The sequence below is a fragment of the Micromonospora sp. SD19 genome, from assembly GCF_054462275.1.
Map to the genome: position 1 here is coordinate 187,604 of NZ_JBTLMN010000006.1, position 13,496 is coordinate 201,099.

At 72.7% G+C, this 13,496-nt stretch carries 17 protein-coding genes; 7 read left to right on the forward strand and 10 right to left on the reverse strand.

Annotation, left to right across the window (positions count from 1 at the left end; translation table 11 throughout):
• Window positions 1–68 precede the first annotated feature (68 nt).
• Together ACX27O_RS20960 and ACX27O_RS20965 are read left to right on the forward strand one after the other, a co-directional pair.
• Window positions 69–758: a response regulator transcription factor gene (locus ACX27O_RS20960; protein WP_030338220.1), complete on the forward strand. Its 690-nt coding sequence runs from the start codon at window positions 69–71 to the stop codon at window positions 756–758.
• Between the two features lie 29 nt (window positions 759–787).
• Window positions 788–2,191, forward strand: a complete 1,404-nt coding sequence (locus tag ACX27O_RS20965; protein ID WP_030338223.1) for a HAMP domain-containing sensor histidine kinase — start codon at window positions 788–790, stop codon at window positions 2,189–2,191.
• A 251-nt stretch (window positions 2,192–2,442) separates the two neighbouring features.
• On the opposite strand, the gene ACX27O_RS20970 is transcribed toward ACX27O_RS20965, so the two are convergent.
• Together ACX27O_RS20970 and ACX27O_RS20975 are read right to left on the reverse strand one after the other, a co-directional pair.
• Complete coding sequence (locus ACX27O_RS20970) at window positions 2,443–3,465, reverse strand: adenosine deaminase (protein WP_458939937.1); 1,023 nt, start codon at window positions 3,463–3,465, stop codon at window positions 2,443–2,445.
• A complete protein-coding gene (locus ACX27O_RS20975; protein ID WP_358126458.1) occupies window positions 3,462–4,256 on the reverse strand; it encodes a trans-aconitate 2-methyltransferase in 795 nt (264 codons plus the stop codon). Before ACX27O_RS20975 ends, ACX27O_RS20970 begins: the two co-directional genes overlap by 4 nt.
• A gap of 83 nt (window positions 4,257–4,339) precedes the next feature.
• Between ACX27O_RS20975 and ACX27O_RS20980 the strand changes: the two genes are divergently transcribed.
• Both ACX27O_RS20980 and ACX27O_RS20985 read left to right on the forward strand, forming a co-directional pair.
• Window positions 4,340–5,323 (forward strand): aldo/keto reductase, encoded by a 984-nt coding sequence (locus ACX27O_RS20980; RefSeq protein ID WP_210867079.1) that lies wholly within the window; start codon window positions 4,340–4,342, stop codon window positions 5,321–5,323.
• An 88-nt stretch (window positions 5,324–5,411) separates the two neighbouring features.
• On the forward strand, window positions 5,412–5,603 hold the full coding sequence (locus ACX27O_RS20985) for a hypothetical protein (protein WP_030338231.1): 192 nt from the start codon (window positions 5,412–5,414) through the stop codon (window positions 5,601–5,603).
• A 121-nt stretch (window positions 5,604–5,724) separates the two neighbouring features.
• Here ACX27O_RS20985 and ACX27O_RS20990 read toward each other — a convergent pair whose 3' ends face one another.
• From ACX27O_RS20990 to ACX27O_RS21020, 7 genes are all read right to left on the reverse strand, one after another.
• Window positions 5,725–5,928 carry a cold-shock protein gene (locus tag ACX27O_RS20990; protein ID WP_030338233.1) on the reverse strand — a complete coding sequence of 68 codons (204 nt, stop codon included), beginning with the start codon at window positions 5,926–5,928 and terminating at the stop codon, window positions 5,725–5,727.
• A 288-nt stretch (window positions 5,929–6,216) separates the two neighbouring features.
• Window positions 6,217–6,489: a DUF4235 domain-containing protein gene (locus ACX27O_RS20995; protein WP_030338235.1), complete on the reverse strand. Its 273-nt coding sequence runs from the start codon at window positions 6,487–6,489 to the stop codon at window positions 6,217–6,219.
• Window positions 6,486–6,860, reverse strand: coding sequence for a DUF3618 domain-containing protein (locus ACX27O_RS21000; RefSeq protein WP_030338237.1), 375 nt, complete (start codon window positions 6,858–6,860; stop codon window positions 6,486–6,488). The genes ACX27O_RS20995 and ACX27O_RS21000 overlap by 4 nt, the downstream gene beginning before the upstream one ends.
• Window positions 6,857–7,291: a phage holin family protein gene (locus tag ACX27O_RS21005; protein ID WP_030338239.1), complete on the reverse strand. Its 435-nt coding sequence runs from the start codon at window positions 7,289–7,291 to the stop codon at window positions 6,857–6,859. Before ACX27O_RS21005 ends, ACX27O_RS21000 begins: the two co-directional genes overlap by 4 nt.
• A 232-nt stretch (window positions 7,292–7,523) precedes the next feature.
• Window positions 7,524–8,714 (reverse strand): mechanosensitive ion channel family protein, encoded by a 1,191-nt coding sequence (locus ACX27O_RS21010; RefSeq protein WP_458939938.1) that lies wholly within the window; start codon window positions 8,712–8,714, stop codon window positions 7,524–7,526.
• 83 nt (window positions 8,715–8,797) lie between these two features.
• Window positions 8,798–9,619, reverse strand: coding sequence for a DUF1206 domain-containing protein (locus tag ACX27O_RS21015; protein ID WP_458939939.1), 822 nt, complete (start codon window positions 9,617–9,619; stop codon window positions 8,798–8,800).
• Between the two features lie 59 nt (window positions 9,620–9,678).
• Entirely contained in the window at window positions 9,679–10,044 is a 366-nt protein-coding gene (locus tag ACX27O_RS21020; RefSeq protein WP_458939940.1) for a hypothetical protein, read from the reverse strand.
• 75 nt (window positions 10,045–10,119) lie between these two features.
• On the opposite strand from ACX27O_RS21020, the gene ACX27O_RS21025 reads away from it, so the two are divergent.
• Together ACX27O_RS21025 and ACX27O_RS21030 are read left to right on the forward strand one after the other, a co-directional pair.
• Window positions 10,120–11,346: a cysteine desulfurase-like protein gene (locus ACX27O_RS21025; protein ID WP_458939941.1), complete on the forward strand. Its 1,227-nt coding sequence runs from the start codon at window positions 10,120–10,122 to the stop codon at window positions 11,344–11,346.
• Window positions 11,343–11,630 carry a GNAT family N-acetyltransferase gene (locus ACX27O_RS21030; RefSeq protein ID WP_269679981.1) on the forward strand — a complete coding sequence of 96 codons (288 nt, stop codon included), beginning with the start codon at window positions 11,343–11,345 and terminating at the stop codon, window positions 11,628–11,630. The genes ACX27O_RS21025 and ACX27O_RS21030 overlap by 4 nt, the downstream gene beginning before the upstream one ends.
• A 9-nt stretch (window positions 11,631–11,639) precedes the next feature.
• Here the strand turns inward: ACX27O_RS21030 and ACX27O_RS21035 are convergent, their stop codons facing one another.
• A complete protein-coding gene (locus ACX27O_RS21035; RefSeq protein ID WP_458939942.1) occupies window positions 11,640–13,127 on the reverse strand; it encodes a glycoside hydrolase family 3 protein in 1,488 nt (495 codons plus the stop codon).
• A 217-nt stretch (window positions 13,128–13,344) separates the two neighbouring features.
• Here ACX27O_RS21035 and ACX27O_RS21040 point away from each other — a divergent pair, with 217 nt between their 5' ends.
• The gene (locus tag ACX27O_RS21040; protein WP_256443624.1) at window positions 13,345–13,470 is read left to right on the forward strand and encodes a hypothetical protein; all 126 of its coding nucleotides are present in this window, start codon (window positions 13,345–13,347) and stop codon (window positions 13,468–13,470) included.
• Window positions 13,471–13,496 lie beyond the last annotated feature (26 nt).

The window sequence follows — 13,496 nt, forward strand, 5'->3', positions numbered from 1 at the left end:
TACCAGCTTGCCCGGTCGCCAGGCACGTCGCAACGCGATCAACTTGCCAGGCCAAGTACGGTCTTGTCGTGGCCTCCGTGCTCCTGGTCGAAGACGATCACGTCGTACGCGGCGCGATGCTGCGGTCCCTCACCGACCGGGGGCATGCCGTGCACGCCGTGGGTACGGCGTTGGACGCGCTGCGTCGGGTCGCCGCGGAGACACCCGACCTGGTGGTGCTCGACCTCGGCCTGCCCGACCTGGACGGCTCGGACGCGCTGCGGATGCTGCGCGGCATCACCGACATTCCGATCATCATCGCCACCGCCCGTGACGACGAGCAGTCGGTGGTGAAGCTGCTGCGCGCCGGCGCCGACGACTACATGGTCAAGCCGTTCACCGGGGCGCACCTGGACGCGCGGATCACCACGGTGCTGCGCCGGGCCGGCCGGGCCAGTCGGTCCGTGCAGCCGGCGGTGCACAGCGTCGGCGGGCTGCGGGTGGACGTGGGCGAGCGCAGCGCCCAGCTCGACGGGGAGCCGCTGGCGCTGACCCGTAAGGAATTCGACCTGTTGGCGTATCTCGCCGCACGACCTGGGCGGGTAGTGTCCCGCCGGGAACTCTTGGAGGAGGTATGGCGGCAGCCATCGGTCGGCGAGGATCAGACCATCGACGTTCACCTGTACTGGCTCCGCAGAAAGATGGGCGAGTCCGCGGCGAAGCCGCGCTACCTGCGCACCGTGCGGGGGGTCGGATTCCGGCTGGTGGCACCGGACTGAGGACGGCGCTGGCGGTGCTCACCGCCGGCATGTGCAGCCTGGTGGCGCTCGCGTTCCTGATTCCGCTCGGGCTCAGTCTGCGGGAACAGAGTCGGGACGAGGCGATCGCCGACGCGGCGCGGCGCAGCGCGCTGGTGACCGGCGCGCTGGCGGTGAGCACCGACCCGGTGGTCGTCGAGCGTGCCGTCGTGGCCAGCGCCGAGGGCGCACCCACCCGACCCGTGGTGCACGGGTTGGGGCTGGACGAGTCCGCCGGCCGGGCCAGCGGCGGTGACCTGGAGCGGGCCCGCTCCGAGCGCCAGTCGGTGGTCGTCGACGTCGACGGCGGGGTGGCCCGGCTCGACCCGGTGGTCCTCGGTGACCGGACGGCAGTGGTCGAGGTGTTCCTTCCGGAGTCCGCGCTGGGCGAGGGCGCCGGTGGCACCTGGCTGCTGCTGTTCGCCGTCGGTGCGGCGATGGTCGGCGCGGCGGTGCTGGTGGTCGACCGGGTCGCCGCCCGCGCGGTGGACTCGACCCGCGGCCTGGTCAAGGCGGCACTCTCCATCGGCGACGGGGACCTCGGCGTCCGCGTCGAGCCGACCGGTCCGCGCGAGCTGGCCGAGGCCGGGTACGCCTTCAACCGGATGGCGGACCGGCTGGACGCCGCCCGCACCGACGAGCGGGAGCTGGTGGCCGACCTGTCGCACCGGCTGCGTACCCCGTTGACGGTGCTGCGGTTGGACGCGGAGGCGTTGGAGTCCGACGACACCAGCGTGGGTTCGTTCAGCCAGGCCGAGTTGGACCGGCTGCGCGGGATCCGGCGGATCCGGCAGGCGATCGTCACCCTGGAGGGTGAGATCGACGTATTGATCAAGACGACCCGCAAGGCGGTGGCGCACGAGGCCGGGCCGGCGATGTGCGACGTCAGCGAGGTGGTCCGGGACCGGATGGTGTTCTGGGCGGCGTTGGCCGGTGACCAGAACCGGCCGCACCGGGTCACCGGCGCGCAGCTGCGCATCCCGGCGCCGGTGCCGCGCGCCGAGCTGGCCGCGGCGCTGGACGCGGTCATCGGCAACGTCTTCCGTTACACGCCGCAGGGCACCGCGTTCGAGGTGGCGGTGTCCCGGCGCGACGGTTACGTGGCGATCCGGATCGACGACGCCGGCCCCGGCATCGCCAACCCGGACCGGGCACTGCGCCGGGGCGCCAGTGACCAGGGCTCGACCGGGCTCGGCCTGGACATCGCCAAGCGGGTGGCGTTGCAGGCCAACGGCTCGGTGAGCATCGACCGCGCCCGGCTGGGCGGGGCCAGCGTGGTGATGCTGCTCGCCGACCCGGAGGCGACACCCCGGCAGGTCAGCCGCTTCGGTCTGGTCGGCCGGATGGCCCGCGACGCGCGGGACACGAAGGCCAGCGGACGCCGGTGGCCCCGCCAGCGCCCCACCGACGACTGACCCGGCCGGAACCCCGGGCTGTGCGCCGGTGCAAGTCTTCCTTAGATCGCGGTTAACGACGGCCTCACGTCGGTCGCGGGCTGACAGGATCACAGCACGAACCCACCAGTTCCACCGGCCGAGCGCAGCACGCACCCACTGCCGGTGGAGCCGCGCGCGCGGCGGGAGCCACAGGTCCCCCCACACCCACGCTCCCGCCGCGCGCCCTGCTCGCCACCGCCGGCCCGGCCGGCCACCGAGTGGCGACCGGGTCAGCCGGCGGTGACGAGGTACGCGTCGATCTCGGCGAGGATCCGCTGCTTACCGGCGGGGTCGAGGAAGGACGCGGTGACCGCGTTGCGGGCCAGCCCGGCCAGGCCCTCGGCGCCGATCCCGAGCAGCCTGGCCGCCACCGCGTACTCGTCGTTGAGGGTGGTGCCGAACATCGGCGGGTCGTCGGAGTTGATGGTGACCAGCAACCCGGCCTCGACCAGTCGGGGCAGCGGGTGCTCGTCGATGGTGGCCACCGCCCGGGTACGGACGTTGGACGTCGGGCAGACCTCCATGCCGATCTGCCGTTCGGCCAGGTACGCCAGCAGCTGCGGGTCCTGGGCGGCGGAGATGCCGTGCCCGATGCGCTCGGCGCCCAGCTCGTTCAGCGCGTCCCAGACGGTCTGCGGTCCGGTGGTCTCCCCGGCGTGCGGCACCGAGCGCAACCCGGCGGCGCGGGCCTGGTCGAAGTACGGCCGGAACTGCGGTCGGGGCACGCCGATCTCCGGGCCACCCAGGCCGAAACTGACCAGCCCGTCCGGGCGTTCGTCCAGCGCGATGCGCAGCGTCTCCTCGGCTGCCGGCAGGCCGGCCTCGCCGGGGATGTCGAAGCACCACTGCAGCTCGATGCCGAAGTCGGCCTGGGCGCGCTTGCGGGCGTCCTCGATGGCCTCGCAGAACGCCGGGGCGGGAATGCCCCGCCGGACGTGCGAGTACGGGGTGATGGTCAGCTCCGCGTACCGGACCTGCTGGCGGGCCAGCTCCCGGGCCACCTCGTGGGTGAGGATCCAGACGTCCTCCGGGTCCCGGATGAGGTCCACGACGCTCAGGTACACCTCGATGAAGTGCGCGAAGTCGCGGAACTCGAAGTAGGCGGCCAGCGCGTCCGGGTCCGTCGGCACGGGGGTGCGTCCCTCGTGGCGGGCGGCCAGCTCGGCGACGATCCGGGGCGAGGCGGAGCCGACGTGGTGCACGTGCAGCTCCGCCTTGGGCAGGCCGGCGATGAAGGTGGGCAGGTCGGTCACGGGTTCTCCTGAACATGGTCGCCGGTGCGGGCGACGACGAAGACGCGGCGGAACGGGAAGTACACCTGACCCTGCCGCACCGGGTACGCCGCGGCGAGCCGTACCCCCAGCTCGGCCCGGAAGGCGGACCAGCCGGCGGCGTCCAGCGCGGCCCGGACCGGGCGCAGCGCGGTGCCCTCCATCCAGACCAGCACCGGGTGCTCGGCCGCGGGTCGGGCCGGTAGCAGGTGCACGTAGGTAGTCTCCCAGGCGTCCACAGCGCAGCCGGCGGCGGTCAGCAGCGCCGCGTAGTCGGCCGGATCGTCGACCGGGTCGGCGCGCAGCAGCGGGGCGACGTCGGCCCGCCAGGTCGGTCGGTCGGCGACCTCCCGCAGGGCGCGATGCGAGTCGGCGTCGAAGTTGCCGGGGACCTGCATGGCGAGCCACGCCCCGGCGGGCAGCTCGGCGGCCCACCGGCGCAGCAGCTCCTGGTGGCCGGGGACCCACTGCAGCGCCGCGTTGCTGACCACCACGTCCTCGTCGCCGGCCGGACGCCAGTCGCGCAGGTCGGCCACCGCGAAGTCGACCGGCGCGCCGAGGGCCGCGGCCCGTTCGATCATGTCGGGTGAGGAGTCCAGGCCGAGCACGCGGCTCGTCGGCCAGCGCTCGGCGAGGGTGGCGGTGAGCTGGCCGGGGCCGCAGCCGAGGTCGACCACCGCCCGGGGTCGCCCGGCCGGGATCCGGGCGACGAGGTCGTGAAACGGCCGCGACCGCTCGTCGCCGAAGCGCAGGTAGGCCGTCGGATCCCACATGATCGCCTCCTAAACCGTACGTGCGTACTGTTTACGGTACGGCTCGCCTGGCACCGTGGCAACCCGATCACTAGGCTCGGGGCATGGAACAGCGCAGCTTCAACCGGCTCGGCCGGACCGTTGGCGCGGTCGGCCTGGGCGCGTGGCAACTCGGGGCCGACTGGGGCACCGTCAGCGAGGACGACGCGATGGCGGTGCTCGCCGCCGCCGTGGACGCCGGGGTCACCTTCCTCGACACCGCCGACGTGTACGGCGACGGCCGCAGCGAGCAGCTGATCGGCCGCTTCCTGCGCACCCGACCCGACGCCGGGCTGACCGTCGCCACCAAGATGGGCCGCCGCGTCGAGCAGCGGCCCGAGGCGTACACCCTGGCCAACTTCCGGCAGTGGACCGACCGCTCCCGGGCCAACCTGGGCATGGACACCCTCGACCTGGTCCAGTTGCACTGCCCGCCCACCGTGGTCTTCTCCTCCGACGAGGTCTTCGACGGCTTGGACACCCTGGTCGCCGAGAAGGCCATCGCCGGGTACGGGGTCAGCGTCGAGACCTGCGACCAGGCCCTCACCGCGATCGCCCGACCGGGGGTGGCGAGCGTCCAGATCATCCTCAACGCGGTCCGCCACAAGCCCCTGGAGCGGGTGCTGCCCGCCGCGGCGGCAGCCGGCGTCGGCATCATCGCCCGCGTGCCGCTCGCCAGCGGCCTGCTCTCCGGCCGCTACGACGAGCACACCGAGTTCCCCGCCGACGACCACCGCAACTTCAACCGGCACGGCGCGGCCTTCGACGTCGGGGAGACGTTCTCCGGAGTCGACTTCGACCGGGGTCTGGCCGCCGTACGTCGGCTGGCCCCGCTGGTCGACGCGGACCGCACGATGGCGCAGTTCGCACTGCGCTGGGTGCTGGACCAGGTGGGCGTCACAGTGGTCATCCCCGGTGCCCGCGACGCCGACCAGGCCCGACGCAACGCCGCGGCGGCCGCCCTGTCCCCGCTCACCGACGAGCAGTTGACAGCCGTCCGCGAGGCCTACGACGAGCTGATCCGCCCGCAGGTGCACGACCGGTGGTGACCCGCGCGCCCGGGATGCTCGCGTCGCACCGTCCGGCCGGCGATGCTGGACGGCGGCGTGCCGCCCCGGGCGGCGGAGAGGGGACGCGATGAGGGGCTGGCTTCCGCTCACCCTCGGCCTGCTGGCCGTGGTGATCGGCGCGGTGTGGACGGTCCAGGGCCTCGGCTACGTCGACGGCAGCGTGATGACCGACCAGAAGATCTGGGCGGTGGTCGGTCCGCTCGTGGCGTTGGCCGGGCTGGTGGTGCTCTGGCTCGGTCTGCGCTCGCGTCGACGCTGAGCGCTCGCTCCACTGGGGAGCCCGAACACGTGTGCAGCCCCGCATCCCGATGGGATGCGGGGCTGCACAGTTACCCTTGGGCCGGATCGTCCCACTGGCCGGCGGGGGCCGGCCGTCCTACTCAGATGGGACGGACCTGCTCGGCCTGCGGGCCCTTCTGACCCTGCGCGATCTCGAACTCCACCCGCTGGTTCTCCTCCAGCGAGCGGTAGCCGCTGGTCTGGATGGCCGAGAAGTGGACGAACACGTCAGCACCCCCACCATCGACGGTGATGAAGCCGAAGCCCTTGTCAGCGTTGAACCACTTCACGGTTCCCTGAGCCATGTGTATCTCCCTCTAAAAACTGGCGGCCGTGCACGCCGTCCGGCCGATTGGCCGTTTTTGAGCAGCGGTGCCTGAGGCGGCCCCACGAAGGAGACTTCTCTCAACCCACGCCATCTCGCAACAGCGGGGACCAGCAAATCACGGACGCAAAAAGTCTGTCACGACCTCTCCGACGAATTTCTCCGACATGTGACCTGACGGATGCCTCAGGCGTGCCGGGTGGCGGGTGATGCCATGCGAAAGCCCCCTTCCCATCGATGCGGGAAGGGGGCTGACGTCGCTGTCTGGTCAGTCCGGCCAGCTGCCGGTCATCCGGCGTACGCCGACCGCGCCGCCCCGGTCCACGGCGGCCCGGACGACCGCGAAGATGGCGCCCTGCAATGCCGCGGCCGCCAGGATCTCGCCCCAGCCGCGATCCTCGTCGGTCGCGTTGGGCGCCTCACCGTCGCCCGCAGTGACCTTCCAGACCTGCCGGAAGATCGCCCCGGCCACCGCCCCCGCGGCGATGCCCATCAACACGCCGACCGGCCGGTACGCGACCCTGCCGATGCTCTTACTCACCTACGCCTCCCCCGCACGATCATCAACACCACAACGGTGGCCACCGCACCGGCCGCGATGGCCGCCCACGGCATCGGGTTGCGGCGCACCAACTCGCCCTTGTCGTACGCCTGTGCGCGTACCAACTCGCTTTTCTCGTGGGCCCGCGCCCGCGCCATCCCCGCGCCCCGCACGGCCTGCCCGCGGACCCGGGCGACGGTCTGTGCCGCCTGCTCACGCATCCGCTCCTTGGCCTGCTCGGCGGACTCCCTGAGACGCGCCTTGACGTCGGCCTTGGCGGCCAACGCCTCCATCGTCTCGCCCAGCTCGACCCTGGTGCGACGAATCTCCTCGCGCAGCGCCTCCGTGTCGCCGGTCCCGTTGCCGGTCATTGCCGCCCCCTGTCCTTCACCGCGGCGGTGACGGTGTCCATGTCTGCCCGGAGGCTGCGGACCGTGGCCGCCGGGACCGGCGGGACGGCACGACTGACCTGCTTCTTGCCCACCAGGGCGAGGATGCCGGCCACCAGGAAGCAGGCCACCGCCACGATCAGCGCCGCGGCCCAGGCGGGCAACACCAGGTCGAGCAGCAGGATCGCCGTGGCGACCAGCGCACCCAGGCCGAAGAACGCGAGCGCGCCGCCGCCGCCGAACAGGCCGATCCCGATGCCCGCGTGCTTACCCTTCTGGGTCAACTCCGCTCGGGCCAGCGTCAGTTCGTCCCGCACGAGGCGGGAGATCTGCTCGGTGGCTCGTTGCACCAACTCGGCGGTGGAGGGCTCGCTCCCATTCTGGGATGTGCGGGCTTTCGCCACGTCAGCCATGCTGTCCTCCTTTCCTCATCACCGCGCTGTATGCCCGGAGTCGCCGCTCGTCAATCCTAAAGCGCGCCAAGTGGCGCACCGTCGGTGTTGTCCGCACGCCGCGCCGCCGATACGCGGCCACAGCCGCCGCGATCACGCCAGAGACGTCCGGCAGCACATCCCCCACCCAAGCCCGACCAAACCTCCCCGAACCGACCCGCTCCCCCAGCCCTCCATCGGGGCGGAGCGAGGGCTATTGGGGGCGGGATTCGTCGGGGCCCACGAAGGCTTCGCTGCGGGCGTCGCCGTCGTCGCTGCCGCCGAAGACACGGGCGTCGTCGGGCGCCTCGGTGTCGGAGGGACGCCGGGCCGGCCGCCGCGGCTGCACCCACTGCCAGGACAGGTTGCTGTTGGAGTCGCCCAGCTCGGTGCGCAGCCGGGGCATGGCGGTCGGGCGGTTGTCCCGGATCCAGGCGACCAGGTGCTCCCGCACGAGGCAGCGCAGGTCCCACAGACTGCCCGCGTCGGCGGCGCTGACCAGCGCGCGCAACCGCACCGTCCCGCCGGTGGCGTCGGTGACCTGGAGGACGCAGACCCGCCCGTCCCACAGCTCGGTGCCCTCGACGAGGCGGCGCAGTTCCTCACGCATGGTCTGCACCGGCACCGCCCAGTCCACGTCGAACTCGGCGGTGCCGAGCACCGCCGCCTCTGTCCGGGTCCAGTTCTGAAACGGCTTGCTGGTGAAGTACGAGGTGGGCAGGATCAACCGTCGGTCGTCCCAGATCTGCACCACCACGTAGCTGAGGGTCAGCTCCTCGATGCGCCCCCACTCCCCCTCCACGACGACCACGTCGTCGAGCCGGACGGCGTCGCTGAAGGCGAGCTGGAGGCCGGCGAAGACGTTGCCGAGCAGGCTCTGCGCGGCGAGTGCGGCCACCACACCGACCACACCGGCGGAGGTCAGCACACCGGCGCCGATGCCCCGCACGCTGGGGAAGGTCATCAGCATCACGCCGACGGTCAGGATGACGATCACCGCGATGGTCAGTCGGCGCAGCATCACCACCTGGGTCCGTACCCGCCGGGCGTGCCGGTTGTCGGGCACGTCGACCCGGAACCGGGCCAGCGCGGTGTCCTCCACGACGACCAGCAGGCAGGCGACCAGCCAGGCCAGTGTGGCGATGACGCCGAGGATGAGCAGGTGCAGCAGGAGCCGCCGCCAGCTCTCGCCCACCGCGTACCCGGTGGTGAAGCGGACGGCGAACTGCACGGCGAGGACCGTCGCGGCGACCTGGAACGGGCGGTGCGCGTGCTCGGTCAGCTCGGTCAGCAGCAGTGACCGGCGGCCGAACCGCCGGGTCAACCGGTGGACGACCTCGACCAGGAACAGGGCGACCGCCGCCGCGACGAGCGCGGCGACGGCCGTTTCGAGATAGTTCTGCACGGCTTCGGTGCTCCCCTTCAACCAGGCGTCGGGCACTCCGGGCAAAAGCCCAAGAGTGCCCGACGGCCTGGGAATCGACCAGTTCAGACCTTGCGGTACCGGGACTGGAGGAAGCAGTAGACGCCGAAGGCGGCGATGCCCAGGGCGACCAGGGTCAGCAGGAACGTGCCGTACGACTGCTCGCGCAGGGTGTGCAGCGCGGCGTCCAGACCACGGGCCTTCTCCGGGTCGTAGTTCACCGCGGCGACGATGACCAGCAGACCGGCGATGCCGTACGCGACACCCTTGGCCACGTACCCGGCCATGCCCAGCCGGCGGGCCAGCTGGCGGGTCTTCGGGTTCATCTCACCGGTCTTCAGGTGCTTCTCGAACTTCTTGCGGATGCCGTAGATGACCAGGCCGATACCGATTGCGGCGAGCACCAGGCCGGCCAGGCCGACGAGCCAGCGGCCACCGCTGGAGGTCATCAGCTTGCCGGTCAGCGCCTCCTGCTGGTCGGCGCTGTTCGACCCGGCGTCGGAGAAGACCTTGAAGGCGGTCCAGGCGAAGTAGAGGTAGACGATGGTCCGGCCGGCCGACGCGACCCGTTCCATGACCCGTTCCTTGCCGCGCTCGGCGCGGTGCCCGACCGCCGCCTCCAGTCCCTGCCAGATCGCCATCGCGAGCAGGCCGATCGCGACGGCGATGACGAGGAACTTGCCGAGGGGCTGTTGGGAGAGGGTCCGCAGCGCGCCGGACTGGTCGCCGTCGTCGGACGACGTGCCGAACGCGATCTGCAACGCCAGCCAGGCGAAGAGCAGGTGCACGATGCCGTAGCCGATGAAGCCGGCCCGGGCGAGGAGTTCCAGCCACCGGCTGTCCGCCGTACGGGAGGCGGTGGCTTCGGCGTTACGGGTAAGTGACATGGCGCCACAATCTCCGTTTACGAAGATTTCCAAACGTCGGCCACCGCCGCCCGCCCGGGTCAGCTACCCGGATTGCGGGCCACCCGGACCTTGACCTGCTGGTCGGTCACGCTGTCCAGGGTGACGGCGAAGCCGCCGGCCTCGGCGGCCTGCTGACCGGTGGTGAGGGTGAGTTGTTCCCCGGCGACCTCGACTGTCACCTGGTCGCCCTCGGCGCCGACCAGCTTGGCCTCGATGCCGAGGATGGTGGTCCGCGCGTCGACACCCCGATCGAAGGTGACGGTGCAGGCGTCCACCGCGCAGTCGGTGGAGGCGCCCTGGGAACTGCACCCGGCGAGGGCGGCGAGGCCGAGCGCCAGACCGGCGAAGAGACCGGCGGCGCGGCGGACGGAGGGGATGGGCATGGTGGCGGGTCGGTTCGTCACCCCGCCAAGGGTACGAGACGGACGCGATGCCGGGCGGCGGCGAGTGCCCGGAGCACCCCGGCTAGGGTCCGGGACATGCCGTTCGACATCGCCCGTACCCGGGCCGCGTACCCCGCCCTGACCGAGGGCTTCGTCCACTTCGACGGTGCCGGCGGCACCCAGACGGCGGCCGGTGTGATCGACGCGGTCACCGAGACCATGCGGATGGCGGTCGGCAACCGCAGCGCCGCCAACGTGGCCGGCCGCCGGTCGTTGGAGCTGGTGGCCGAGGCCCGTTCGGCGGTGGCCGACCTGCTCGGCGCCGACCCGTCCGGGGTGGTGCTCGGCCCGAGTGCCACAGCGTTGACGTACACCCTGGCCCGCACGCTCGGCGCGACCTGGCGCCGGGGTGACGAGGTGGTGGTTTCCCGGCTCGACCACGACGCGAACGTGCGGCCGTGGGTGCAGGCCGCCGAGGCGGCCGGCGCGACGGTTCGCTGGGCCGAGGTCGACCGGCGGACCGGCGAGCTGCCCGCCGCCCAGTACGCCGACCTGGTCGGCGAGCGGACCCGGCTGGTGGCGGTGACCGCCGCCAGCAACGCCATCGGCACCATGCCGGACGTGCCGGCGATCGCCAAGACCGCGCACGCGGCCGGCGCGTTGGTCCACGTCGACGGGGTGCACTCAGTTCCGCACGTCCCGACCGACCTGACCTCGCTCGGCGCCGACGTGCTGGTCACCAGCGCGTACAAGTGGTCCGGGCCGCACCTGGCGGCGATGGTGGCGGACCCCGCTCTCTGGGCGACGCTGCGCCCGGCGAAGCTGCTGCCGTCCTCCGACGCGGTGCCGGACCGCTTCGAGTACGGCACGCCGAGCTTCCCGCTGCTGGCCGGGGTGGCCGCCGCGGTGGATCACCTGGCCGGGCTGGACCCGGACGCGGTCGGGGACCGGCGGGCCCGGCTGCGGGCCGGGCTGGCCGCCGCCCAGGCCCACGAGGAGGCGCTGCTGGACCGACTGCTCGCCGGGCTGGCGCAGCGGCCGGCGATCACCGTTTACGGCTCGCCGGCCCGGCGCTGCCCGACGGTGTCGTTCCGGGTCGCCGGGATGTCGCCGGCGGCCGTCCAGGAGGCGTTGGGCGCGGCCGGGCTCTGTCTCTCCGTCGGCGACTACTACGCCTACGAGTACTTCCAACTGATGGGTCTGCGCGACAGCGGCGGCGCGGTGCGGGCCAGCATCTACCACTACAACACGGCCGACGAGGTGGACCGGTTGCTCGGCGAACTCGACGCGCTGGCCGACGCGGCGGGGAGAATGGCCGGATGAGCACCCTGGTCGAGGACAACCCGGCGAAGCACCGTTTCGAGATCCTGGTCGACGACGCGCTGGCCGGCTTCACCGCGTACCTGATGCGCGGGGAGGTCCTGGTCTTCACCCACACCGAGGTGGACCGGGGCTTTCAGGGCAAGGGCGTCGGCGGCGCGCTGATCCGCGGCACGCTGGACGAGGTCCGCGCCCGGGGCGCGACGGTGGTGCCGCAGTGCCCCTTCATGGCCGCGTTCATCGACAAGCACCCCGAGTACGCCGACCTGGTCGCCGACCTCCCGTAGCCGGGCGGGTCAGCGGGCGCCGGTGAGCACCTCGGCGGCGGCCCGTCCGCTGGCCCGGGTGGCGCTGTGGGTGGCCAGGTGCACCGCCCCGGTGACCATCTCGGGCACGCCCAACTCGACCACCACCGCGTCCGGGCGGGCGGCCAACGCGCGGTGCACGGCGGCGCGCATCCAGTCGTGCCGGTGCAGGTCGCGGACGACCAGGACCAACGGGCGGGTGCCCGCCCCGGCGCCCGGGTCTGCCGGCACGTCGGGTTCGCCGTAGCGGACGGTGCTGGTGCCGGGCAGCAGCTCGCCCAGCGGCCCACCGATGCCCCAGGGGGTCTCGGCACCGATGGCGATGTTGCGCAGCGGCTCGAACTCGACGACGTGTGCGGCGCTGGTCAGTGGCAGCGCGCCCGTCGTGCCCGGGGCGGCGGTGACCCGGACGGCCCGGCGGGCGGCCACCAGCCCGACGTCGGCGGCGCGCGCCGCGGCGGAGCCGGCGCCGCGGGCGGCCACCGTCCAGGCGGCGAGTTGACCGACGCGCTTGGCGGCCTCGGCGAGCCGTTCCTCGGGCAACTCGCCGGAGATGACGGCGGCCACGATGGCGTCGCGCAGCTCCCGGGCGGCCTGCTCGTCGGCCCGTTCGCCGCCGATGCAGATCGCGTCGGCACCGGCGGCGAGGGCGCGGACCGTCGCACCGGCGAAGCCGTACCGGTCGGCGACCGCGCGCATCTCCACCGCGTCGGTGACCACCACGCCGGAGAAGCCCAGCTCGTCGCGGAGCAGGCCACCGAGGATGCGCTGACTCAGCGTCGCCGGCAGCTGCGGGTCGAGCGCGGGCACCAGCAGGTGACCGGTCATCACCGCCTGCACCCCGGCGGCCACGGCGGCGCGGAACGGGGCCAGTTCGCAGGCGTCCAGCCGGGCCCGGTCGGCGGTGATCCGGGGCAGGTCGTGGTGCGAGTCGACGCGGGTGTCGCCGTGCCCGGGGAAGTGCTTGGCGCAGGCCGCGACGCCGCCGGCCTGGAGCCCACGGACCCAGGCGGCGGTGTGTCGCGCGACCAGCGTCGGATCGGTGCCGAAGGAGCGGACGCCGATCACCGGGTTCGCCGGGTTGGAGTTGACGTCGGCGTCCGGGGCGTAGTTGAGGGTGACGCCGGCCGCGGCGAGTTCGACGCCGAGGTCCCGGGCGACGGCCTCGGTCAGCGTCGGGTCGTCGACAGCGCCGAGGGCGAAGTTGCCGGGCCGGGAGCTGCCGTGGACCGACTCCAGCCGGGTGACGTCACCGGCCTCCTCGTCGATCGCCACGATGACGTCCGGCCGTTCCGCGCGCAGCGTCGCGGTGAGCGCGGCCACCTGCTCGGTGTCGACGACGTTGCGGGCGAAGAGCACCACCGAGCCGAGGCCGTCGCCGAGCCAGCGGCACACCCACGGTGGTGGGGTGGTGCCGACGAAGCCGGGTTGCAGGACGGCGGCGGCGAGCGCCGGGAGATGCCCGGTGGTCGTGGTCACCGCGCCCCCTCGCAGTGGCCGACGTCGATCGCCGACGACGGTGCGCTCCCGTCGATCCGCTGGTTGCGCTCGCTCATGCGGCCCCCGTACCCCATCTCTCACGCGCCCTCGGCGCACCGCCACCGGCAGGCGGTCCTGCCATGGTCACACTGAGCGATTCAATAGTCAATAAACCTTACAGTTGCCTGGCGGCCCGCTTCCCGGGGAGAGTGCGGGGATGGATCCCGTCCCGCTGGCCGACGCGACGAGCCCGGCCGACATCCCCGGCGTACGCCTGCTCGGCCTGGTGGTCGGCGCTCTGCTGCTGCTCGCCGCGATCCGGGCGATGTTCGGTCGACGCTGACCCGGCCCACGGCGAGCACCGGTGTG

What these genes read in the sequence shown, in the direction of transcription:
- ACX27O_RS20985 (WP_030338231.1), top strand. Translation starts at nt 5,412, where the DNA reads ATGAGGGGCTGGCTTCCGCTCACCCTCGGCCTGCTGGCCGTGGTGATC.
- ACX27O_RS21015 (WP_458939939.1), bottom strand. Translation starts at nt 9,619, where the DNA reads ATGTCACTTACCCGTAACGCCGAAGCCACCGCCTCCCGTACGGCGGAC.
- ACX27O_RS20965 (WP_030338223.1), top strand. Translation starts at nt 788, where the DNA reads ATGTGCAGCCTGGTGGCGCTCGCGTTCCTGATTCCGCTCGGGCTCAGT.
- ACX27O_RS20990 (WP_030338233.1), bottom strand. Translation starts at nt 5,928, where the DNA reads ATGGCTCAGGGAACCGTGAAGTGGTTCAACGCTGACAAGGGCTTCGGC.
- ACX27O_RS20980 (WP_210867079.1), top strand. Translation starts at nt 4,340, where the DNA reads ATGGAACAGCGCAGCTTCAACCGGCTCGGCCGGACCGTTGGCGCGGTC.
- ACX27O_RS21030 (WP_269679981.1), top strand. Translation starts at nt 11,343, where the DNA reads ATGAGCACCCTGGTCGAGGACAACCCGGCGAAGCACCGTTTCGAGATC.
- ACX27O_RS21040 (WP_256443624.1), top strand. Translation starts at nt 13,345, where the DNA reads ATGGATCCCGTCCCGCTGGCCGACGCGACGAGCCCGGCCGACATCCCC.
- ACX27O_RS20975 (WP_358126458.1), bottom strand. Translation starts at nt 4,256, where the DNA reads ATGTGGGATCCGACGGCCTACCTGCGCTTCGGCGACGAGCGGTCGCGG.
- ACX27O_RS21005 (WP_030338239.1), bottom strand. Translation starts at nt 7,291, where the DNA reads ATGGCTGACGTGGCGAAAGCCCGCACATCCCAGAATGGGAGCGAGCCC.
- ACX27O_RS21025 (WP_458939941.1), top strand. Translation starts at nt 10,120, where the DNA reads ATGCCGTTCGACATCGCCCGTACCCGGGCCGCGTACCCCGCCCTGACC.
- ACX27O_RS21000 (WP_030338237.1), bottom strand. Translation starts at nt 6,860, where the DNA reads ATGACCGGCAACGGGACCGGCGACACGGAGGCGCTGCGCGAGGAGATT.